The organism is Neisseria sicca 4320 (genome assembly GCF_000193735.1).
GTDB classification, from domain to species: Bacteria; Pseudomonadota; Gammaproteobacteria; order Burkholderiales; family Neisseriaceae; genus Neisseria; species Neisseria sicca_E.
On sequence record NZ_AEPF01000058.1, the window covers coordinates 1 to 20,549 of the forward strand.

Annotated in this window: 18 protein-coding genes and 1 pseudogene; 11 read left to right on the forward strand and 8 right to left on the reverse strand. The window is 50.7% G+C overall.

Annotated elements, in window-relative coordinates:
- Nucleotides 1-41 precede the first annotated feature (41 nt).
- From thrB to rnc, 3 genes are all read right to left on the reverse strand, one after another.
- Nucleotides 42-959, reverse strand: a complete 918-nt coding sequence (gene thrB, locus NSCA4_RS0105775; RefSeq protein WP_016687254.1) for a homoserine kinase — start codon at nt 957-959, stop codon at nt 42-44.
- Nucleotides 960-1,005: 46 nt separating this feature from the next.
- Nucleotides 1,006-1,932 carry a GTPase Era gene (gene era / locus NSCA4_RS0105780; protein ID WP_016687255.1) on the reverse strand — a complete coding sequence of 309 codons (927 nt, stop codon included), beginning with the start codon at nt 1,930-1,932 and terminating at the stop codon, nt 1,006-1,008.
- A 67-nt stretch (nt 1,933-1,999) separates the two neighbouring features.
- Complete coding sequence (gene rnc / locus NSCA4_RS0105785; protein ID WP_016687256.1) at nt 2,000-2,719, reverse strand: ribonuclease III; 720 nt, start codon at nt 2,717-2,719, stop codon at nt 2,000-2,002.
- A gap of 272 nt (nt 2,720-2,991) precedes the next feature.
- Between rnc and NSCA4_RS0105790 the strand changes: the two genes are divergently transcribed.
- The 3 genes from NSCA4_RS0105790 to nusB all read left to right on the forward strand — a co-directional run bounded on the left by NSCA4_RS0105790 (nt 2,992) and on the right by nusB (nt 4,448).
- The gene (locus tag NSCA4_RS0105790) at nt 2,992-3,315 is read left to right on the forward strand and encodes a DUF2185 domain-containing protein (RefSeq protein ID WP_016687257.1); all 324 of its coding nucleotides are present in this window, start codon (nt 2,992-2,994) and stop codon (nt 3,313-3,315) included.
- 76 nt (nt 3,316-3,391) lie between these two features.
- On the forward strand, nt 3,392-3,871 hold the full coding sequence (ribH, locus tag NSCA4_RS0105795) for a 6,7-dimethyl-8-ribityllumazine synthase (RefSeq protein ID WP_016687258.1): 480 nt from the start codon (nt 3,392-3,394) through the stop codon (nt 3,869-3,871).
- A 145-nt stretch (nt 3,872-4,016) separates the two neighbouring features.
- Complete coding sequence (gene nusB / locus NSCA4_RS0105800; protein WP_003744263.1) at nt 4,017-4,448, forward strand: transcription antitermination factor NusB; 432 nt, start codon at nt 4,017-4,019, stop codon at nt 4,446-4,448.
- 410 nt (nt 4,449-4,858) lie between these two features.
- On the opposite strand, the gene NSCA4_RS0105805 is transcribed toward nusB, so the two are convergent.
- Nucleotides 4,859-5,323 carry an Lrp/AsnC ligand binding domain-containing protein gene (locus NSCA4_RS0105805; RefSeq protein WP_016687259.1) on the reverse strand — a complete coding sequence of 155 codons (465 nt, stop codon included), beginning with the start codon at nt 5,321-5,323 and terminating at the stop codon, nt 4,859-4,861.
- A 133-nt stretch (nt 5,324-5,456) separates the two neighbouring features.
- Here NSCA4_RS0105805 and NSCA4_RS0105810 point away from each other — a divergent pair, with 133 nt between their 5' ends.
- The gene (locus NSCA4_RS0105810; RefSeq protein WP_016687260.1) at nt 5,457-6,716 is read left to right on the forward strand and encodes a D-amino acid dehydrogenase; all 1,260 of its coding nucleotides are present in this window, start codon (nt 5,457-5,459) and stop codon (nt 6,714-6,716) included.
- A gap of 243 nt (nt 6,717-6,959) precedes the next feature.
- Here NSCA4_RS0105810 and NSCA4_RS0105815 read toward each other — a convergent pair whose 3' ends face one another.
- The 4 genes and pseudogenes from NSCA4_RS0105815 to NSCA4_RS0105830 form a co-directional block, all read right to left on the reverse strand.
- Nucleotides 6,960-8,297, reverse strand: a complete 1,338-nt coding sequence (locus tag NSCA4_RS0105815) for a DUF3482 domain-containing protein (protein ID WP_016687261.1) — start codon at nt 8,295-8,297, stop codon at nt 6,960-6,962.
- A gap of 72 nt (nt 8,298-8,369) precedes the next feature.
- A complete protein-coding gene (locus NSCA4_RS0105820; RefSeq protein WP_016687262.1) occupies nt 8,370-9,710 on the reverse strand; it encodes a DUF2868 domain-containing protein in 1,341 nt (446 codons plus the stop codon).
- 341 nt (nt 9,711-10,051) lie between these two features.
- Nucleotides 10,052-12,276: pseudogene (locus NSCA4_RS12875) on the reverse strand (NADP-dependent isocitrate dehydrogenase).
- A 452-nt stretch (nt 12,277-12,728) separates the two neighbouring features.
- Entirely contained in the window at nt 12,729-14,420 is a 1,692-nt protein-coding gene (locus NSCA4_RS0105830) for a sigma-54-dependent Fis family transcriptional regulator (RefSeq protein ID WP_016687263.1), read from the reverse strand.
- A gap of 426 nt (nt 14,421-14,846) precedes the next feature.
- Here NSCA4_RS0105830 and NSCA4_RS0105835 point away from each other — a divergent pair, with 426 nt between their 5' ends.
- From NSCA4_RS0105835 to NSCA4_RS0105865, 7 genes are all read left to right on the forward strand, one after another.
- Nucleotides 14,847-15,101 carry a phenol hydroxylase subunit gene (locus NSCA4_RS0105835; protein WP_016687264.1) on the forward strand — a complete coding sequence of 85 codons (255 nt, stop codon included), beginning with the start codon at nt 14,847-14,849 and terminating at the stop codon, nt 15,099-15,101.
- Between the two features lie 119 nt (nt 15,102-15,220).
- Nucleotides 15,221-16,231: an aromatic/alkene monooxygenase hydroxylase subunit beta gene (locus tag NSCA4_RS0105840; protein WP_016687265.1), complete on the forward strand. Its 1,011-nt coding sequence runs from the start codon at nt 15,221-15,223 to the stop codon at nt 16,229-16,231.
- The gene (locus tag NSCA4_RS0105845; RefSeq protein WP_016687266.1) at nt 16,228-16,500 is read left to right on the forward strand and encodes an MmoB/DmpM family protein; all 273 of its coding nucleotides are present in this window, start codon (nt 16,228-16,230) and stop codon (nt 16,498-16,500) included. Before NSCA4_RS0105840 ends, NSCA4_RS0105845 begins: the two co-directional genes overlap by 4 nt.
- A gap of 35 nt (nt 16,501-16,535) precedes the next feature.
- Nucleotides 16,536-18,035, forward strand: a complete 1,500-nt coding sequence (locus NSCA4_RS0105850) for an aromatic/alkene/methane monooxygenase hydroxylase/oxygenase subunit alpha (RefSeq protein ID WP_016687267.1) — start codon at nt 16,536-16,538, stop codon at nt 18,033-18,035.
- Nucleotides 18,036-18,137: 102 nt separating this feature from the next.
- The gene (locus tag NSCA4_RS0105855; RefSeq protein WP_016687268.1) at nt 18,138-18,500 is read left to right on the forward strand and encodes a phenol hydroxylase subunit P4; all 363 of its coding nucleotides are present in this window, start codon (nt 18,138-18,140) and stop codon (nt 18,498-18,500) included.
- 13 nt (nt 18,501-18,513) lie between these two features.
- Nucleotides 18,514-19,575: an NADH:ubiquinone reductase (Na(+)-transporting) subunit F gene (locus NSCA4_RS0105860; RefSeq protein WP_016687269.1), complete on the forward strand. Its 1,062-nt coding sequence runs from the start codon at nt 18,514-18,516 to the stop codon at nt 19,573-19,575.
- Nucleotides 19,576-19,640: 65 nt separating this feature from the next.
- Nucleotides 19,641-20,549: an acetaldehyde dehydrogenase (acetylating) gene (locus tag NSCA4_RS0105865; protein WP_016687270.1), complete on the forward strand. Its 909-nt coding sequence runs from the start codon at nt 19,641-19,643 to the stop codon at nt 20,547-20,549.

Below are 20,549 nucleotides of genomic sequence, written 5' to 3' on the forward strand. Positions count from 1 at the left end.
TGAATCCGCCGACCTTTGAAATCATCACAACATATCTAAATTCAGTTCAGACTTAACAACAAATCCCTAAAAACATTTGGGTCTTTAATAAAAGTCATCTCACCCTCTTGGGGAAAATGAAAATCTAGCAGTCTTGATACCCAAAAGCGTACGCACCCAGCCCGCTGCGCCACAGGAAAATATTCCTTCTCTGCATCAGATAGCGGACGAATGCTTTCATAACCGTCAATAAACGCTTTACGTAACTTCGCGTCCAACTTGTTATCAGAAGTTCTCGACCAATCATTTACTGCGATTGCCAAGTCATACATGAAATTTCCATTACATGCATAATAGAAATCTATGAACCCGGCCACATTTTCATCATCCAACAAAACGTTGTCTTTAAATAAATCGGCATGAATGATGCCGGATGGCAAATGACTGCCGAGATTGTTTTCCAAATCCGAAATTTCCTTACCCAGCAACTTGGTATCAGCCTCATTCAACTGTGGCAATAATTGTTCGTAAGCTTGCTTCCACCATGTGTTATACCGGGGATTTTCCATTTTTTCGGGAAAATCTTGAACTGCCAAATGCATTTTGGCCAACATAGCGCCCGTGTTAAAACACTGAGCCTCGGTCGCCCATGCGGTATCCGCACCGTTTAATCTTGTAACGACGCAAGCCGGTTTACCTGCTAATATTGAATCCAGCTTGCCATCTTTTCGTACAATCGGACTTGGACAAGCCACGCCTTTACCGCTCAAATGTTGGTTCAGATTCAAGAAAAATGGCAATTCATCCTGACGCAGCACTTCAAATACAGTTAAAACATAGCTGCCTTTAGAAGTATTCAAAAAGTAATTACTGTTGGTAATTCCCTGCGCAATGCCTTGCAGCGAAACAAATTCTCCCAGATCGTAATCTGACAAAAATTCCCGTATTTGCTCATCAGAAATATTAGTATAAACAGACATAGACTAAATCCAGTGTAAACAATCAATCGCAGTATTTTCAGACGACCTACAAACCCAGTTCCCTCAGGAAACGCACGTCGTCCGCCCAGCCTGATTTGACTTTGACCCAAACCTTTAAAAACACTTTGGTATCAAACAATTTTTCCATATCGAGGCGGGCTTCGGTGGAGATTTTTTTCAGTTTTTCCCCGCCTTTGCCGATTAGGATGGCTTTTTGGCTGTCTTTATCGACCAATACGGCGATGTAGATTCGGTAAAGGCCGTTTTCCTCTTCTTCGAATTGTTCTATTTCCACGTTCATGGCGTAGGGCAGCTCTTCGCCGAGGTAGCGGAACAGTTTTTCGCGCACGATTTCGGTGGCGAGGAAACGGCTGGAACGGTCCGTCACCATTTCTTCCGGATACATCGGCACGCTTTCGGGCAGATAAGGTCTGAGGCGCGCAAGCAGGTTGGCGATGCCTAATCCGTGTTTGGCGCTGACGGTTTCATGTCCTGCAAATTTGAATTCTGCGCTGATTTGCTCGATAAATTCCTGCAAACCGCCATTGCCCGCTTTGTTTTTGTCGATTTTGTTGATAACGAGGATAACGGGCGTGTTTGTCGGCAGTTGCTTCATCACGATACGGTCGGCATCGGTAAAGCGCATGGCTTCGACGACGAAAACGACGGCATCGACGCCACTCAACGCTTCGGTTACGTTTTGATTGAGGCGGTCGTTTAGGGCGTTGCGGTGTTTGGTTTGGAAACCGGGGGTATCGACGAAAACGAATTGGGCGGTGTCGTCGGTGTAAATGCCGGTAACGCGGTTGCGCGTGGTTTGGGCTTTTTTGCTGGTGATGCTGATTTTTTGTCCGATAAGGTGGTTCATCAGCGTGGATTTGCCGACGTTGGGGCGACCGACTATGGCGACAAAGCCGCAACGGTAGTCGGCGGGATGATTGGATTCGTTTTGCAGGAAGGTTTCGATGTCCATGATGGCTTTCTGTTTGAGGTTTCAGACGACCTTTTCGTATCCCTAGGTCGTCTGAAAAATAAATCGGCTATTTTTTCGCTTTTTTCAAAGGATGGTGTTGCTCGAGCCATTGCAGCGCTTCTTTGGCGGCTTGCTGCTCGGCAACTTTGCGGCTGCTGCCTTGCGCTTTGCAGATGAAGCCCAGTTCGCCCAAGTCGCATGAAATCAAGAACATACTGTCATTGGCATGACCGATTTGTTCTTCGATACGGTATTTGGGCAGCGCAAGGCGGCGGGCTTGGAGGGCTTCTTGCAGGGCAGTTTTGTTGTCTTTGCCCTGCGTCTTGAAATCGGCGCGTTTGACGCGTTCTGCAAACAAGTGTCTCACCACTTTCTCCGCCTCGGCGAAATCCGCATCAAAGCTGACGGCGGCAAACATCGCTTCCATAGCATCGGCAAGGATGGAGGGTCGTCTGAATCCGCCGCTTTTCAATTCGCCCGCGCCCAAATAAAGCCCGTCGCCGACATTCATTTCCAAAGCGATTTCTGCCAACACGCCTTCATTGACCAAGCTCGCGCGCAAACGCGACAACTCGCCCTCGGTCAGTCTGGGGAACGCGTCAAACAACATTTTAGCGACGGTGTAGTTCAAAATCGAATCGCCGACAAACTCGAAACGTTCGTTATTTTTCGCATGGTAGCTGCGGTGGGTCAGCGCCTGCTGCAAAAGCGCGGTATCTTTGAAATGGTAACCCAGTTTATTCTGAATGGCGGCATGCGCTTGCTGTTTTAACACATCTGTTTTCATGAGGACGTTTGTCTTTCTTCTTGCTTCGGAATATCGGGCGGGAGGCGGCGAAAATTCAGCCTCCCAAACCAACCCGAATGCGTTTCGGCACTTGATGCAAATACGGAAACACTTTAAGGCTGCAATAGTCGTCTGAAATACAGTTCAGCCCGTTTCAGACGACCAGCATTGTACCATCAAACCATAAGCGGCAAATATAAAGATACACGATGCAGAGCCAGCCCTAATCATGATAAAATCCGCACAATTTTTACGGCACGCAACACACCACAATGAACAAATTTGCCCAAGCCCTCTCAGCCGCACTCGACCGCTGCATTGTTACCAACACGGTAACCAAACAAGGCGAACCCGTCGGCTTCCTCTACCGCGAAGCCCCCGTTTTCGAAAACGACAGCGGCTGGCGTTTCTTCAGCGGCGACGAGACCGACGAATACACCGACGATCCCGACAATTTCAGCGTCGTCAGCCTTTCCGAAATTACCCAGTCCAATCCCGCCGTTGCCGCGCTCATAACCCAACCCGAAGGCAGTGCATGGGAAATAGGCGAAGACGGCGAGTTTCAAGCCGTTGCCGACTGGCAGCCGCAGGAATAAATCCCCCAATATCGTTTTCAGAAAAGCCAAACGTCGTCTGGAAACCCGTTTACCGCTCAAAATACAAGGAAACACCATGAACATCATCGCCCCGAACCTCGACGGCGTACACCTGCGTATCGGCATCGTACAAGCACGCTTTACCAACGAAATCGGCAGCGAAATGCTCAAAGTCTGCTGCTGCACCCTGCAAGAATTGGGCGTAGCCGACAACAACATCACCATTGCCACCGTACCCGGCGCGCTTGAAGTACCGCTTGTTCTGCAAAACATGGCAGTCTCTGAGCAATACGATGCGCTGATTGCCATCGGCGTCGTCATCCGCGGCGAAACCTACCATTTCGAACTCGTTTCCAACGAATCCGGTTCAGGCGTAACCCGAGTCGGACTCGACTACAACATCCCCATTGCCAACGCCATCCTGACCACCGAAAACGACGAGCAAGCCGTCGCGCGCATTGAAGAAAAAGCCGCCGACGCCGCCAAAGTCGCTGTCGAATGCGCCAACCTCGTCAACTATCTGATCGAAGAGCAGTTTGACGACGAAGAAGAATAAGCCCGAACGCGAAACCCGTAGCTTTACCGCACTCCGGTTTCGCACCATCTGCCGGACAAACCGTTTTCAGACGACCCGTCATCCGACAGAGGTCGTCTGAAACATTCATTACCGCACCTACCGTGCCGCCAACGAAGGAATCCCCATGAAAACCCCACGCCGCCGCGCCCGCGAGTTAGCCGTACAAGCCCTCTACCAAGCCGGCATCAACAACACCGCCGCCCCCGAAATCGCCAAAAACATCCAAGACCAGCCCGACTTCGCCAAAGCGGACGAAGAGCTGTTCAACAAACTCTTCTTCGGCACGCACACCCACGCCGCCGAATACATCCAGCAAATCCGCCCCCTGCTCGACCGCGACGAAAAAGACCTCAGCCCCATCGAACGCGCCGTCCTGCTGATGGCATGCCACGAATTGAGCGCGATGCCCGAGACCCCCTACCCCGTCATCATCAACGAAGCCATCGAAGTGACCAAAACCTTCGGCGGTACCGACGGACACAAATTCGTCAACGGCATCCTCGACAAACTCGCCGCCCAACTGCGCCCGAATGACCCGAAGCGCGGCAACGTATAATCCATTGAGTAATCATAAAAAGGTCGTCTGAAAATTTCAGACGACCTTTTTGGCTTAAATTTAATTAAAGAGCTTGTTCTTGTCGTTGTATTACTCACCCCATATTCTTTTATCATGGAATATAACTACAAAATACAAAAATACAACAATCGAAGAGAAACTTTACAAGAAAAAACTTGCATTACTTCCGCTTAAAGCGCATAATTCATCCCGTTAGCTGGTTCGAGTAGTCAGTTAATAGTTTCTCCTCTATTTCTCCTTTGTAGACTTGGCACACATCCTATTGATGTGTGCATTTTTTTGCTTTTTTCTTTCAATCTAAGATATAAGCAAAGAAGTTGCAATCTTTCATATTTCCCTATCTACTATTTACCAGTGTAATTATTCTAATCTTAGTTTCTGTTCTGCATTCAATCCAAATCCAACACGGTTTCTTCTTTTACTTCTTCCATCACCACATAACTTCGGCTTTCCGCAGCAGCAGGCAGGTGCAGCAAAATATTGCCCAACATATCCCGATAGGCCGACATATCGGGCAGGCGGACTTTAATCAGATAATCGTATTCGCCCGATACCAAGTGGCATTCCAAAATTTGCGGAATCCTCATGACTTCCCGACGAAAATCTTCAAAAATATTGCCTGATTTCGAACGCAGCTTCAATTCAACAAAAATCAACAACCCTTTGCCCAATAAATTCGGATTGAGGCGGGCGTGATAGCCTGTAATGAAATTATCGCGCTCCAGCCGTTTGACGCGCTCGGTAACAGGCGTAGTCGAAAGACCCACTTTCTCCGCCAGTTCCGTCATCGGTATCCGGGCGTTTTGTTGCAGAATTTTTAAAATTTTTAGATCGGTTTTATCCAGTTCTTTCATACTGCTTTTCCTTTTGAATGTCATTAAATAGGGATAATACATACGAAATTATTAGAAATAAAGTGAATATACCTAATAAAAATATCCTAAACTAGCCATTCATAATCAAAAATAATTTTAAGGAGAAAAAAATATGAAGCTGATTGTTTTGGGTGCAGGTATCGCCGGAGTTTCAACCGCATGGTATTTGGCTTCCGAAGGGCATGACGTAACTGTCATCGACCGCGCTGAGGATGTGGCAATGGAAACCAGCTTTGCCAATGCCGGACAGCTCTCTTACGGCTACACCACGCCTTGGGCGGCTCCGGGTATTCCGCTCAAGGCCTTGAAGTGGATGTTCAAGCAACACTCGCCCTTAATTTTTAAACCTGATGGAAGCCTGTTTCAAATCCGCTGGCTCAAACAAATGCTGGACAACTGTACGGCGGAGCGTTATCAAATCAATAAAGAGAGGATGGTTCGGATTTCGGAATACAGCCGTGAAATGTTCCGTCTTTTTAAAGAACAGGAAAACATTGATTTTGAGGGTAGAAACAAGGGGACTTTGCAAATCTTCCGCACGCAAAAAGAAGTTGCCGCGGCTGAAAAAGACATTGCCGTTTTAGAACGTTACGGCGTTCCCCTACGTCGTCTGAAACCTGAAGAATGCTTGGAATTCGAACCCGCGCTACACCATGCTTTACCTAAAATCGCAGGCGGATTGCACCTTCCTGCCGATGCCACCGGCGATTGCCGTCTGTTTACCCGAAAACTGCGCGATTTGTGCATACAGAAAGGCGTGCGTTTTGAATTCGGACATCACATACGCCGCATCATACACGACCGATGCCGCATTACTGCCGTTGAAACCGACCAAGGACAGTTTGAGGCAGACGCATTCGTATGCGCCTTAGGCTGTTTCAGCAGAACGGTTTTGGAGGATTTGGGCTGGGATTTGCCGATTTATCCGGTAAAAGGCTATTCATTGACCCTCCCTGTCGTTCATGATGAAAAAGCGCCGGTTTCCACCGTTCTTGATGAAACATACAAAGTTGCCATCACCCGCTTCGACAAACGCATCCGCGTCGGCGGTATGGCGGAGTTGTCAGGTTACGGATTGCATTTATCCGAAAAACGCCGTGCTACTTTGGCATTGGTCGTCAACGACCTTTTCCCGGGCGGCGGAGATTTGCAGCAGGCGGAATTTTGGAGCGGGTTAAGGCCGATGACGCCCGACAGCACGCCGCTTATCGGCAAAACACCATTGGAAAACCTGTTTCTGAACACAGGACACGGGACTTTAGGTTGGACTATGTCGCTCGGCTCTGCCAAACTGACCGCCGATATAGTCTGCGGTAAGGAAACCGAAATCGGCAGCGATGATTTGGGTTTGTTTCGTTACACGAAAGTTTGACGGCGCAATGCACTGTCTTTGTAAAAAGGTCGTCTGAAAACGGATATAGCAAGTTTCCTCAAACCTATATTCCGACTTTTCAGACGACCTTTTTCAATTCGGTATTGTGTTGTTGCGGGTAAAATCCACGCTGCGGCGTTTTGGATTTTCAACCCGCTACACCTAGTAGAGTAGGTGAGGTTGCCGATATGGCAAAGGTCGTCTGAAAGCCTTGAGTTAAGGTTTCAGACGACCTTTGATTTTTTATCCGCCCAATTTCCTACTCAAACTTTCCGCATATTCCTCGCGCTCGGCGCGGCTGGTTTCGGGGAGGTGGGTGTTGAGGGACGACCATTTCCACCTGCTGCGTGCTTTGTTGAGTTCGGACGGGAGTTTGTCCGGCGTCCAGGGCGCTTTGCGGCTGTGCAACTCTACTTGCGATTGCGCAGCGTGGCCGCGCGTTTGCAGGATGTGGAGCAAATCGAGGGCGCGGGCGGCGAGCAGAGTCAGGGTTTCGGAATCGGTGTGCAGGGTTTGGCGGCCGTTGAGCTTGTCGGAAATAGTGCGGGTATTGGGCAGGATGCCGCCGAGAAAGCCGCCGATTGCCGTCCCCAATCCGAGCGAACCACCGAGCGTGGCGATGTCCAGCCCCAAGCCGATGAGTGCGCCGGTTGCCGCGCCCGTGCCGGTACGGATGCCGTATTCTTTGAGCAATTCGCTGTCGAACGGGTCTTGATGGAAGGCTTTGGGCACCCAGTCGCCGCGGTCGATTTCGCTGTGGTAGAAGCGGTAGAGGCCAAACAGCCGCTGCTGCATCTGCCGTTCGAGCTGGCGTATTTCTGCCTGCATGGTTTGCAGGACGGGCGCGGGGTCGTCGTTTTCGTCGATTTCCTGCGTAAAGGCGGCAACGTCGAGCAGGAAACCTGCGATTTCGTGTCGCGCTTCTTTATCCAGACGCGTCCATTCGCGGCGGCGGGAGGCGGTCAGGCGGTCGATGATGTCATGCTGCGGCAACATGGTGGCGAGCTTGTTCCAGAGGTTCAATTCGCCTTCAAAATCGAATGCGACGGTGTCGAATCCTGCGAAAACGTGCAGGTTGCGACGCGCCAGCATGGTCGTCCACGCTTCGGGAAGCTGCCCGCCGGTAAAGTTGAACACAGGCATGGCCGGTTTGGCGCACCATGAAAGGATGGTCAATTCATCCCGATATTTGTCGAGGACGGGTTCGCGCGCATCGATGACGTACAACGCCATATCGCTCTGCAAAAGCTGCCGCAGCACTTTGGCTTCTTGGTTGAAATCGTGATGCGCGCCGTCGCTGTCGAGAAACTGTTGCAGCCGCTCGATGCCGTCGGCGCGTGCATCCGTATGGGTTTCAAGCCAGTCCAAAACGCCGCCCGCGTCTTCGAGTCCGGGCGTATCGTACAGATACAGCAGCGTATCGGCGCCGTCGGTAATCGCGGCTTCTTCGACATGGCGCGTGGTGGACGGCGCGTTTTTGACTTCGCCGAAGCCGCTGTCGCGCAACAGGGTGCGCAGGAGCGAGGTTTTGCCGGTATTGGTATGCCCGACGACGGCAAGGGAAAGGGGTTGTTTGTTCATGATGTTTTTGAAGAATGGATTTTCAGACGACCTTTTTCAGGATGGCGGCTTTATGGGGCGTTTCAAGTGCGGTCATTGGTTTTTCAGACGACCTTCCTGCGCCGCCTTGTCAGGTTCCAGCCATGCCACGTCGCACTCTGCCAGCGCATTGCGCCAGTGGTTCAATGTTTCGGACAGGTCGTCTGAAAGCGCCCGCTCCGTCAAAAGCTGCACCACCGCCCCGCCCTGCGCCGCTTCAGAGAGTCGGACAATCTGCCGCAACACGCCGCGGTCGGGGACGGTTTCCGCGCGTACGCCGATGAGAAGCTGGGCGGGTTTCTGTTTCAACTCGTTTTCCAAAGCGGCAACCTCTTCCCGATTCGCCGCCACGCCTTTATCCAGCCATTCCTGCGCCAATCTGCCCGCAAACCATGTGCCTTCGTGCCATTCGGTTTCCAGCATGACTGCCCATTTGGGCGCGTCGTTTAAGGTGATTTTCGGAGAAACGGCAGACACGGTTTCCTGACGCGTATCCGCATCGACAATTTTGTTCTGCCAGCGGCGGATGACCGCCTGATAATAAGGTTTCTCCAAATCCAGCTTGCTTTGGCTTGTTTTTAAAAAGATTTTGCACACCGCCCAAGCCAGCAGGCGCGGCAGGATGCCGTAGCAGGCAATGCTGCCGACCAACAATCCCGACCACGCGCGCGCATCGGCGATGTTGCCGTTCAGACGACCTTCGACCACCGCCCGCGCATCGGGTGCAGGGAAACCGAGTTTCGACGGCAACCACGCCAACATTTCCACCGCGCGTACCGAAGCGGCATTGCTCAACAGCGTGCTTTCCCAGTTGAACGTATATTGGCGAACCAAAAGCAGCAGCAATACCGACACCAGCATCCCGCTCAGGGTGCAGAGCCATAGACTGTGCGAAGTCGCACCGGCGATCCAACGCGCCGAAGGCTGCCACCACTCGTCCGCATACAGCCGAAACACCGCCTGATTGACGGGATCTTTACCCCGAAACCACGTCGCCGGACTGCTGAAAAACCGCCCCACTTTCACGCGCAGGAACAGCGATGCCAACCATACCGCCAACATCAGCGTATTCATACCCAACACGCCCGCCAAAATCAGGAAGAAATTCAGCCCTTGGCTGTCCATCAGAAGGTAAGTACCTGAAAAGCCGGTACTGAACATCACCGTCGCCGCCACGATCCACAGCCAAAACGACCCGGTACGCACTTGTTCCAAGGTATGCCGAAGCTGACTGTCTCTGTCTATCATCTCCGCGCGGCGGATGATTTTGCCTTCCGCACCGCCTTCGACATGACGCAATGCCTCGGTCGCCTGCACGGGATCGCCGGCAAAAATATAGCCGCCCTCTTCCAAAATACGGACAAGCTCGGCGAGTTTTCGGGATGGGTTCAACATAAATAAGGTCGTCTGAAAGGGATAGTGAAAACGCAAAGATTTTATCACAGCCCTTTTCATTCGTAGACAGGATTCTTGAGTCCGGCGTTTTTATAGCAAATGGCAAGGTTCACTTCTTTTTAACCCCTGTCTGCCACCAACCATCATTTCCGCGCAAGCGGGAATTTATTGGAAACCCCAATAAAGAGATATTGGCAAATCGTCGGTGAAATTCAAAACCAGCTTTCAGACTGCGTGGCAATGTCAAAAAATAAAAACTAAGTACCAAAAAGGTCGTCTGAAAACCTTTGAATACAGGTTTTCAGACGACCTTTCATGTTTACAGCTTTACCGTAACACTTTTACAGCTTTGCCAATGCTTGATTGAACGTTTCACTTGGGCGCATGGCTTGGGCGGCTTTTGCAGCGTCGGGGGCGTAGTAGCCGCCGATGTCGGCTGCTTTGCCATGTGCGGCGGAAAGCTCGGCAACGATTTTGGCTTCGTCGGCGGTCAGGGTTTCTGCCAGCGGCACAAACGCTGCTTTCAATTCTGCGTCTTTATCCTGCGCTGCCAGTTCTTGCGCCCAGTAGAGCGTAAGGTAGAAATGGCTGCCGCGATTGTCGAGTTCGCCTGCTTTGCGTTTGGGCGATTTGTCGTTCAACAGCAGTTTTTCGGTGGCAGCATCGAGCGTATCGGCGAGGACTTGGGCTTTGGTGTTGCCGGTTTTTTGCGCCAGATGTTCAAACGATACGGCAAGCGCGAGGAATTCGCCCAGCGAGTCCCAGCGCAAGTGGTTTTCTTCGAGGAACTGTTGGACGTGTTTCGGTGCGGAGCCGCCCGCGCCGGTTTCAAACATACCGCCGCCGTTCATCAATGGAACGATAGACAGCATTTTCGCGCTGGTGCCGAGTTCCAAAATCGGGAACAGGTCGGTCAGATAATCGCGTAAGACGTTGCCGGTTACGGAAATGGTGTCTTCGCCTTTTTTCAGACGACCCAAGCTGAACTTGGCAGCTTCTTCGGGAGCGAGGATGCGGATGTCGAGGTCGTTGGTATCCAGTTCGGCAAGGTAGGCTTTGACTTTGGCGAGCAGGCTTTTATCGTGTGGACGGTTTTCGTCGAGCCAGAACACGGCGGGCGTGTTGCTCAGGCGGGCGCGGTTGACGGCGAGTTGTACCCAGTCTTTGACGGGCGCGTCTTTGGTTTGGCACATACGCCAGATGTCGCCTGCTTCCACGTCGTGCTGCATCAGGACTTTTCCCGCCGCATCAATGACTTGAACTTGACCGTCGGCTTCGATTTCGAAGGTTTTATTGTGCGAGCCGTATTCTTCGGCTGCCTGCGCCATCAGACCGACGTTGGGCACGGTACCCATGGTTGTCGGATCGAACGCGCCGTGTTCGCGGCAGAAGTCGATGGTTGCTTGATAAACGCCTGCGTAGCTGCTGTCGGGAATCACGGCTTTGGTGTCTTGCGCTTTGCCGTCTTTGTCCCACATACGGCCGGAATTGCGGATCATCGCGGGCATGGAAGCATCGACGATGACATCGCTAGGAACGTGCAGGTTGGTGATGCCTTTGTCGGAATCGACCATCGCCAAATCAGGGTTGGCAGCGTAAACGGCGGCGATTTCGGCTTCGACGGCGGCGCGGGTGTTGGCATCCAGTTTGTCCAGATTGGCAAGCAGGTTGCCGAAGCCGTTGTTGACGTTGACGCCTGCGGCAGCTAGTTTGTCGCCGAATTTTTCAAAGACGGGTGCGAAGAATACTTTGACGGCGTGTCCGAAGATAATCGGGTCGGACACTTTCATCATGGTGGCTTTCATGTGCAGCGAAAACAACACGCCTTTTGCTTTCGCGTCTTTTACTTGCTCGGCAAGGAAGGCGAGCAGGGCTTTTTTGCTCATCACGGTCGCGTCGATGATTTCGCCGGCTTTCAGGGCGACGGGCTCACGCAGCTCTTTTTTGTTGCCTTGTTTGTCGGTAAACACGATGGACACGGAAGTCGCATCGGGTACGGTAACGGATTGTTCGTTATGGAAAAAGTCGCCGCTTTGCATAGTGGCAACGTGGGTTTTGGAGTCTTTCGCCCATGCACCCATGCTGTGCGGATTTTTTTCGCAAAGTTTTTCACTGCTTTAGGCGCGCGGCGGTCGGAGTTGCCTTCTCGCAAAACGGGATTGACCGCGCTGCCTTTGATGCGGTCGTAACGTTCGCGCACGGCTTTTTCTTCGTCGGTTTGCGGGTCGGCAGGATAATCAGGGACGGCAAAGCCTTTTGCCTGCAATTCTTTAATCGCGGCGGTCAGTTGCGGTACGGATGCGCTGATGTTCGGCAGTTTGATCACGTTGGCGTCTGGCTGTTTCACCAGCTCGCCCAATTCGGCAAGCGCATCAGGTACGCGCTGCGCTTCGGTCAAATGATCGGGGAACGCCGCCAAAATGCGGCCGGACAGGGAAATATTGCTGGTTTTGACTTCGATACCGGCATGGCGGGTAAACGCCTGCACAATCGGCAGCAGGGATTGGGTCGCCAGCGCGGGGGCTTCGTCGGTATGGGTGTAGATAATGGTGGCTTTGCTAGTCATGGGATATTCTCTTGTAGGTTAGGTTTTTCTTTTCGAATGCGGTGTAAAAGGCGCACTGCGTGGCTATTATGGCATATTTCGGCAGGCTTGGGATATGGTTTTAATATGTTATCAAGCGGCTTGTAAAGGTCTCTGCCAATCAATCACCTGCTCCAACTTCAATAGTGGGGAAACGGTTGATGTGTTTGGTAATCATGGCTTGGGCGGTTTATTGGAAGAAGGTGTTCATGAGGAATCTCCTAAATGTCTTGATTGAGAATTTAGGGGATTTTGGGGGATGCAAAGGTCCCCGCCTATGATTTCTCTTGCTCTTTTCCCGGTCATTTGACCAGTATGCGAGACAAAATCTAATCGGTTTACTAAGTTTTCCAATCCCGTTTGGCAATAAACAAATAGCCAGTCTGAGAAAGTTCAGACTGGCATGGTTATATTGACTGCATTAATTGCGTTTATTAAGCATGCAAACTGTATTTCTTCAACTTGTAGTCCAGCGTGGCGCGGCTGATATTCAGTTTTCGCGCGGCTTCGGAAATATTGCCGCCGCTGCAGCGTACAGCTTCCCGCAGAATATCGGCAACCCAGTTTTCCAAATCGAAACCGTTCTCCAGTAGCTGGCTGATATACGCATCTTTGCTGTTTGTGTTCACGCTGGCCGACAATGCTTCACCGGCTATACTGAAATAATCCAAACCGGGTGTGAAATGTGGGAAAAGGTTTTGCGCTTCAATAACATGGTTGTGCTCGGTTAGGATGATGCCGCGTTCAATAACGTTTTCCAACTCGCGGATGTTGCCTAGCCATTGGTGTTTGAGTAGGAGTTCGCGCCCCTGGTCACTGATGCCGAGTATCTTTTTCTTGTAAATCTCACTGTATTTATCAAGAAAATATTTGATTAGCAAGGGAATATCCTGCCTTCGTTCGCGCAGAGGAGGAATATAGACGGGGAAGGTGTTGAGGCGGTAATAGAGATCGGCGCGGAATTTGCCGGCAGCTACAGCTTCAGCGAGGCTTTCATTGGTGGCGGCTACCAGCCGTACATCGACTTTGAGTACTTGTACGCCGCCTACGCGCTCCAGTTCGCCTTCTTGCAAAACCCGTAATAATGCGGCTTGTGCCCGCGGAGATAGTTCGGCGACTTCATCGAGGAAAATCGTGCCTTTGTCGGCTCGTTCAAATTTGCCGGCTTTGCTTTGTGTGGCGCCGGTAAAGGCGCCACGCTCGACGCCGAAGAGTTCAGCTTCAATTAGTTCGGGCGGGATGCAGGCGCAGTTGATGGCGACGAAAGGCTGGTTGCTTCTGTCGCTGCCGGCGTGCAGCCCTTTGGCAAAGGCTTCTTTGCCGACACCAGTTTCGCCTTCAAGCAATACAGCGGCTTTGCTTTTGGAGGCTTTGTTGAGCATTTCACACACATGGCGGAAGGCAGGAGATTCGCCTACAGCATCAAATAGACTGTCTTGCTCGAGCAGGTCGTTTTGCTTGCGGTGTTTAAGTTCGTCTAACTCGCTACGCAGGCTGAACAGCTCTTCTTCAACGGGATCGGGCAACATCGAGCGTTCTAAATCAGTAGTCTCGTCCCATTCTTCTATAGGTTTTCCGATGATGTGGCAGTGGGTATGCCCCATGGCTTCACATTGGGTTTCGGTAAAGGCAATCTGCTTGCCCATGAAATAGCTGCTGTATCCGCTGGCATAGCCGAGCAAAGTCCAACACACTGGCTCTTGGCTGATACCGTTTTTCTTTTTGTGGTAGGCCACTTCAAGCGAATCTTCCCATGCAAATACTCCGTAAAACTTGCCGTGTTCGATGTCGATATCGAGCGTAACTGGCGTCACTTTCACCATGCCACGGGTGGTGTGCAGCTGGGGGCCGACTAGAAATGCATCTCTCGGGTTGCTGCAGGGACGTACTTTTTGGGCGGTTTCGGCATCTTGCACACCAGCGTAATAGCCATATCGCATGAAAAAGCGTTTCGCCCGTTCTTTACCCAAAGATTCGACCAAATCTTCGCGTAGCCGCCATAATGCGTAGGCGTGGCTCAGTAGCATACGCTTTTCGCAAAACCAGATTTTTCCGTTCTCCACATCAAATCTGATTTGATTTATCAGGTCTTGTTTGTGTATCTGTGTTGTTTGGTGTGGTGACATAGTATTGTTCCTTTGTACGTATTATCACGGTGGCCTTTATTTGTTTGTTTACTTATTCATTTGTATCTAAATGCCTATCTGAAAAAAACAGTTTTCAGATAGGCATTTGATGGCACCTTGTGTACTAATATTCACACCTATCAACATTTTGTCAAATATTTTAGTGATTTTGTAACTGTCATTACTATGTTTTATATTTATATTTTCATTTCTGTTTGATTATTTGATGAAAATGGCTTCTGCACTTCACCAAATGATGAAATATTTTTCCAGATTGCTTTTCATACCTCTGTATGTATTTCCCTGTAAAAAAATTATTTACTTAATTATCATTATCTTGCGATTTATATTTGGGTTTGGCATTAAAAATGCTTAGTCTTTCATGAGGCTTGTCCATTATGAGTCCATTATAAGAGGAGGAAGTGGATGAATATGCAAACAACTGCTCCGGCCAGATTTGTAAAGTATGTTCGGGTACGCAGCGAGTCTGATGCTCGTTTTGTTGAGTTTGACTTTGCGATTAATGACCCATCGCTGTTTGTGGAGCTCATCATGCCGAAAGACTGTTTTGATGTGTTTTGCCGACGCAACGAAGTCGTGTATATGACCGAAGAGCAAGCGGAGAAAAACGATGAAGAAGCAGCCAAATGGCGCTACGGTACTGAAGCCGAGCTACGATAAATCAATCAATACCATAAAAGCTGTGGTACACGGTTTCAGACAGCCATTTTAAGTCAAGGTCGTCTGAAAATAGTCAGTTTCACAGCCATAACCATCCCTCAAGGAGAAGGAGAAACAGAATGTCTTTGGAAATCAAAACCGCTACTATCGACCCTGTGCGCCAAACCTACGCGCACATCGCCCGTCGCTTCGGCGAGAAGCCTGCTTCCCGTTATCAGGAAGCAACTTACGACGCCCAAGCTGCCGTCAATTTTCATTATCGCCCGCTCTGGATGCCCGAAAAAGAACTGAACGATCCCACCCACACCACGCTGACTATGCAGGACTGGTATGCGCTGAAAGATCCGCGCCAGTTTTACTACGGTGCTTATGTGCAAAACCGCGCAAAGATGCAGGATACAGCCGAGAGCAACTATGCCTTCTTTGAAAAGCGCAATCTCGCTTCGCTGATTGAAGAAAGTGTGAAAACGCGCATCATCACTGGTCTTTTGCCGCTGCGCCATGTCGAGCAAACAGCCAACCTGAACATGATGTCGTGCTGTGCTTACGGCTACGGCACTGCTTTAACTCAAGCATGCTTATATGCCGCAATGGATCGCTTGGGTATTGCCCAATACATATCGCGCATCGGTCTCTCGTTGGACGATAACAGCGGTGAATCATTAGCCGTGGCCAAAAAAGCATGGATGGAGGAACCTGTGTGGCAGGGTGTGCGTGCTTTGTGCGAAGAGCTGCTGGTCCATAAAGACTGGGGGGAATTGTTCGTTGCCCAAAATCTGGTAGTGGATACCTTACTGAATATCGTTTTCTACCAGCATTTCGACAAATGGCTGTCTGCCAACGGAGCGCGCGATATTTCTATGTTGACCGAATTCATGCAGTCCTGTTTGAAAGACCAAGCTGGCTGGGCAGATAACGTGTTGAAAACGTTGGCCGCCGAAAACGAAACCAACCGGGAACAGCTTAAGATCTGGATGGAAAAGTGGCAGGAAAAAGCCTTTGCTGCCTACCGCCCTATCATTGCTGATCTGTTTGGCAACGAAGCCGATAACATATTGGCAGAAACAGCCGTCCAAATCCAGCAACGTGCTGCGAAAATCGGATTAATCGAAAAAGGAAAAAAAGCATGAGTTCAAAAGTTTATCTCGCCCTGCAAGACAACGACACTTCCCGCTACATCGTAGAAGCCATCGAGCAGGATAACCCAGAGGTGGTGGTAATCCACCAGCCCGCTATGATTCGAATGGAGTGTGAAGGGCAATTGGTTGTTAAGAAAGCCACCGTGGAAGAGAAAATGGGCCAAAGCTGGGATGTGCAGGAGCTGCATCTGAATTTAGTTACCATCGGCGGCAATGTGGATGAGGATGATGAACAACTCACCTTAAGCTGGAACCGTTAATAGCTGGCTCGAGGATTAAAGAGGAGAAAAAAACAATGGCAAAGCTGAATTTAAAAGACAAATATCGTTTGCTTACGCGTGATTTAGATTGGGATTTTTCCTATCAAGACCGCAAAGAAGCATTTCCGTATGAAGACTTCGAAGGTATCAAAATTACCGACTGGTCGAAATGGGAAGACCCGTTCCGTCTCACTATGGATGCCTATTGGAAATATCAGGCCGAAAAAGAGAAAAAACTGTATGCCATTTTTGATGCGTTTGCCCAAAACAACGGTCAGCTAAACATCTCGGATCCGCGTTACGTCAACGCCATCAAAATCTTCTTGACCGGTGTTACCCCGCTCGAATATCAGGCTTACCAAGGCTACGCACACGTTGGTCGCCAGTTCAGTGGAATCGGTGCGCGCATTGCCTCGCAAATGCAGTCTATCGACGAATTGCGTCATGTGCAAACTCAGATCCATGCCATGAGCCACTACAACAAATATTTCGACGGCTTCCAAGACTGGAGCCATATGCACGACCGCGTGTGGTATCTCTCCGTGCCGAAATCATTTTTTGAAGACGCCCGCTCAGCCGGCCCGTTTGAATTCCTGCTCGCCATCAGTTTCGCCTTTGAATATGTGCTGACCAACCTTTTGTTCGTACCATTTATGTCTGGCGCAGCACACAACGGCGACATGGCCACCGTTACTTTCGGTTTTAGCGCACAATCCGACGAAGCCCGCCACATGACGCTCGGCCTTGAGATCATCAAATTCCTGCTTGAGCAACACGAAGACAACCTGCCCATCGTGCAGAAATGGATCGACAAATGGTTCTGGCGCGGCACCCGTCTGCTCTCTATTGTGGCTATGATGATGGACTACATGTTGCCGAACAAAGTGATGTCGTGGAAAGAAGCATGGGAAGTGTATTTTGAAGAAGCCGGCGGGGCGCTGTTTAAAGACCTCGAGCGTTACGGCATCCGCATGCCCAAATACAGCGACGTAATCGAAAAAGAAAAAGAACACATCTCGCATCAGGCTTGGTGGATTTTCTACAACTTCGGTCACGCGGCAGGCTTCCACACTTGGATTCCGACAGATGAAGAGCTGGATTGGCTGAGCGAAAAATACCCTAACACCTTCGACAAATACTACCGCCCGCGTTGGGAATTGGCAAAAAAAATGGAAGCCGAAGGCAAGCGTTTCTATTCCAGCGGTCTGCCACAGCTTTGCCAGGTGTGCCAAGTGCCGATGGGCTTTACGGAGATGAACGGAGATGCTGGCGAAATCAGCTATCGATGCGCTGAGTTTGAAGGAGAGCGTTACCACATGTGTTCGGATGGCTGCTACGACATCTTTATGGAAGAACCTGAAAAATTCGCCCAATCCTGGTTACCCGTGCATCAGATTCTACAAGGAAACTGTGGAGGTCCTGAACTGGAGAAAATCCTCAGCGAGTATTACCGCATCAACGTCGGTGCCGACAATCTGGACATGAAAGGTTCACCCGACGAGCAGCGCTGGAAAGAATGGAAAGGCGTGGCCTGACAAGCAATTTAGCGAAGCTCACAAGTTCGTTTTAGTGAAACTCGTAAAGCTCGTTTTCAGACAGCCTCATCGTCAATCAATAACAATATAAAAGGAGAAACCATGCCAACTAAAGCCATCCATGAAAACTATCATGGCGACATCCGCGACCGCCGAGAAAACTTTGGCGGCAACATCCTAGTGTATGTCGGATGGGATGAACACCTGCTCTTCTGCTCAGCCAAAGCGTTTCCGCTTCCGCCGTCCATGACCTTCAAAGACTTCCGTGAGCATGTACTGCCCGAAGGTTTTGCGCAACATCCTGACTTCGAACACATCAAGTGGAACGAAGTGCAATGGCAGCTCAACAACCAAGCCTTTTTGCCTGATGACGGCAAAACGTTAGAGCAGCTCGGTTTCGACCACAAATCGCTGCTACGCTTCAAAACGCCCGGGCTGAAGGGCTGGAACGGCACCGGCGTGTAGAAAGGGGGAAATCATGAGTTATCAAGTAACTGTAGAACCCACCGGTGACGTGATTGAAGTGGAAGAAGGTCAAACCATTTTGTCTGCTGCGCTGCGTCAAGGCGTTTGGCTGCCGTTTGCCTGTGGGCACGGTACCTGTGGTACCTGCAAAGTGCAGGTTATCGAAGGCTATGGTGATCTCGGCAACGCTTCGTCTTTCGCCCTAATGGACGTGGAGCGCGACGAAGGCAAAGTGCTGGCCTGTTGCTGTATGCCCGAATCAGATATGACCATCGAGGCTGATATCGACGTTGATCCCGATTTCTTGGGTTACACGGTGGAAGACTATACCGCCACCGTCTCTGCGCTGAAGCCGCTTTCGCCTACCATTCTAGGCATTACCCTGAAACTCGATCGACCCATGAAGTTTCAGGCAGGTCAATACATCAACTTGCAAGTACCAAGTGTGGAAGGCACACGCGCGTTTTCTATTGCCAACCCGCCGTCTATGGCTGACACGGTTGAACTGCATGTACGAAAAGTCGAAGGAGGTGCGGCCACCACTTGGCTGCACGAAAGCCTGAAAGAAGGCGATGAATTGCCGCTTTCAGGCCCTTACGGTCAATTCTTTGTGCGTAAGTCCGATGGCCAAGACGTGATTTTCATTGCCGGTGGTTCGGGCTTGTCCAGCCCTGAATCCATGATTTTGGATTTGCTGGAAGAGGACTACACCCACGAGATTTACCTGTTTCAAGGCGCGCGTAATGTGGCTGAACTCTACCATCGCGAGATGTTTGAGAAACTGGCCGAAGAGCATGAAAACTTTCACTACATCCCAGCGCTCAACGCCGCCTCGCCGGAAGAAAACTGGGAAGGCTTTAATGGCTTCGTGCACGAAGCCGTGGCCGATTACTTCAGCAACCGCTGCAGTGGCCACAAAGCCTATCTTTGCGGCCCGCCGCCGATGATCGAAGCCGCTATTACTACGTTGATGCAAAGCCGCCTGTTTGAGCGCGACATTCACATGGAGCGCTTCCTTACGGCCGCCGACGGCAGCGAAACACAAACCCGTTCGGCCTTGTTTAAGAAAATCTAAACCGCGGTTTAGATGTTTAGACAGGTCGTCTGAAAAAACCAAAACCTAATAACGAGGAGAAAGCAGTGACTAAAAAACTTAAAGCTGCCATTATCGGGCCGGGCAATATCGGCACCGACTTACTGATGAAAATGAAGCGTTCGGAGTGGATAGAGCCGGTGTGGATGGTCGGCATCGACCCACAATCCGAAGGTTTGAAGCGCGCCCGCGAAATGGGCATCAAAACCAGCGACATCGGCGTGGACGGTCTGTTGCCCCATGTGAAAGAAGACGATATCCGGATTGCCTTCGACGCTACATCCGCGTATGTGCATGCCGAAAACAGTCGCAAGCTCAACGAGCAGGGCGTGATTATGATCGACCTTACACCCGCCGCCATCGGCCCTTTCTGTATTCCGCCTGTGAATTTGAAAGCGCATGCTGAAAAGCTGGAAATGAACGTGAACATGGTTACCTGTGGCGGACAAGCTACCGTGCCGATGGTGGCGGCCATTTCCCGCGTTCAGCCGGTTAGCTATGGAGAGATCATCGCCACCGTGTCATCCAAATCGGTCGGCCCCGGCACCCGCGCCAACATCGACGAATTCACCCGTACTACCGCGCAGGCTGTGGAAAGCGTAGGCGGCGCCAAAAAAGGTAAAGCCATCATCATCATCAATCCGGCCGAACCGCCTTTGATGATGCGCGACACCATCCACTGCCTCACCGAAAGTGAACCCGACCAAGTCGCGATTACCGAATCCGTACACCGCATGGTAGCTGATGTGCAACGCTATGTACCGGGTTATACGCTGATCAATGGTCCTGTATTTGATGGTAATAAAGTGTCGATTTTCATCGAAGTGAAAGGCTTAGGCGACTTTCTGCCATCTTTTGCCGGCAACCTCGACATCATGACAGCCGCCGGTTTGCGTACTGCTGAAATGTTTGCTGAAGAAGCGGCCAACGGCGTTTTAACCCTGCCTGCGCGCTAA

Excerpts from the sequence above, each read along its gene's own strand:
- NSCA4_RS0105820 (WP_016687262.1), bottom strand. The coding sequence starts at position 9,710 with ATGTTGAACCCATCCCGAAAACTCGCCGAGCTTGTCCGTATTTTGGAA.
- NSCA4_RS0105860 (WP_016687269.1), top strand. The coding sequence starts at position 18,514 with ATGAGTTATCAAGTAACTGTAGAACCCACCGGTGACGTGATTGAAGTG.
- NSCA4_RS0105850 (WP_016687267.1), top strand. The coding sequence starts at position 16,536 with ATGGCAAAGCTGAATTTAAAAGACAAATATCGTTTGCTTACGCGTGAT.
- ribH (WP_016687258.1), top strand. The coding sequence starts at position 3,392 with ATGAACATCATCGCCCCGAACCTCGACGGCGTACACCTGCGTATCGGC.
- NSCA4_RS0105830 (WP_016687263.1), bottom strand. The coding sequence starts at position 14,420 with ATGTCACCACACCAAACAACACAGATACACAAACAAGACCTGATAAAT.
- NSCA4_RS0105845 (WP_016687266.1), top strand. The coding sequence starts at position 16,228 with ATGAGTTCAAAAGTTTATCTCGCCCTGCAAGACAACGACACTTCCCGC.
- era (WP_016687255.1), bottom strand. The coding sequence starts at position 1,932 with ATGGACATCGAAACCTTCCTGCAAAACGAATCCAATCATCCCGCCGAC.
- rnc (WP_016687256.1), bottom strand. The coding sequence starts at position 2,719 with ATGAAAACAGATGTGTTAAAACAGCAAGCGCATGCCGCCATTCAGAAT.
- nusB (WP_003744263.1), top strand. The coding sequence starts at position 4,017 with ATGAAAACCCCACGCCGCCGCGCCCGCGAGTTAGCCGTACAAGCCCTC.
- NSCA4_RS0105805 (WP_016687259.1), bottom strand. The coding sequence starts at position 5,323 with ATGAAAGAACTGGATAAAACCGATCTAAAAATTTTAAAAATTCTGCAA.
- thrB (WP_016687254.1), bottom strand. The coding sequence starts at position 959 with ATGTCTGTTTATACTAATATTTCTGATGAGCAAATACGGGAATTTTTG.
- NSCA4_RS0105835 (WP_016687264.1), top strand. The coding sequence starts at position 14,847 with ATGAATATGCAAACAACTGCTCCGGCCAGATTTGTAAAGTATGTTCGG.
- NSCA4_RS0105810 (WP_016687260.1), top strand. The coding sequence starts at position 5,457 with ATGAAGCTGATTGTTTTGGGTGCAGGTATCGCCGGAGTTTCAACCGCA.
- NSCA4_RS0105855 (WP_016687268.1), top strand. The coding sequence starts at position 18,138 with ATGCCAACTAAAGCCATCCATGAAAACTATCATGGCGACATCCGCGAC.
- NSCA4_RS0105815 (WP_016687261.1), bottom strand. The coding sequence starts at position 8,297 with ATGAACAAACAACCCCTTTCCCTTGCCGTCGTCGGGCATACCAATACC.
- NSCA4_RS0105840 (WP_016687265.1), top strand. The coding sequence starts at position 15,221 with ATGTCTTTGGAAATCAAAACCGCTACTATCGACCCTGTGCGCCAAACC.
- NSCA4_RS0105790 (WP_016687257.1), top strand. The coding sequence starts at position 2,992 with ATGAACAAATTTGCCCAAGCCCTCTCAGCCGCACTCGACCGCTGCATT.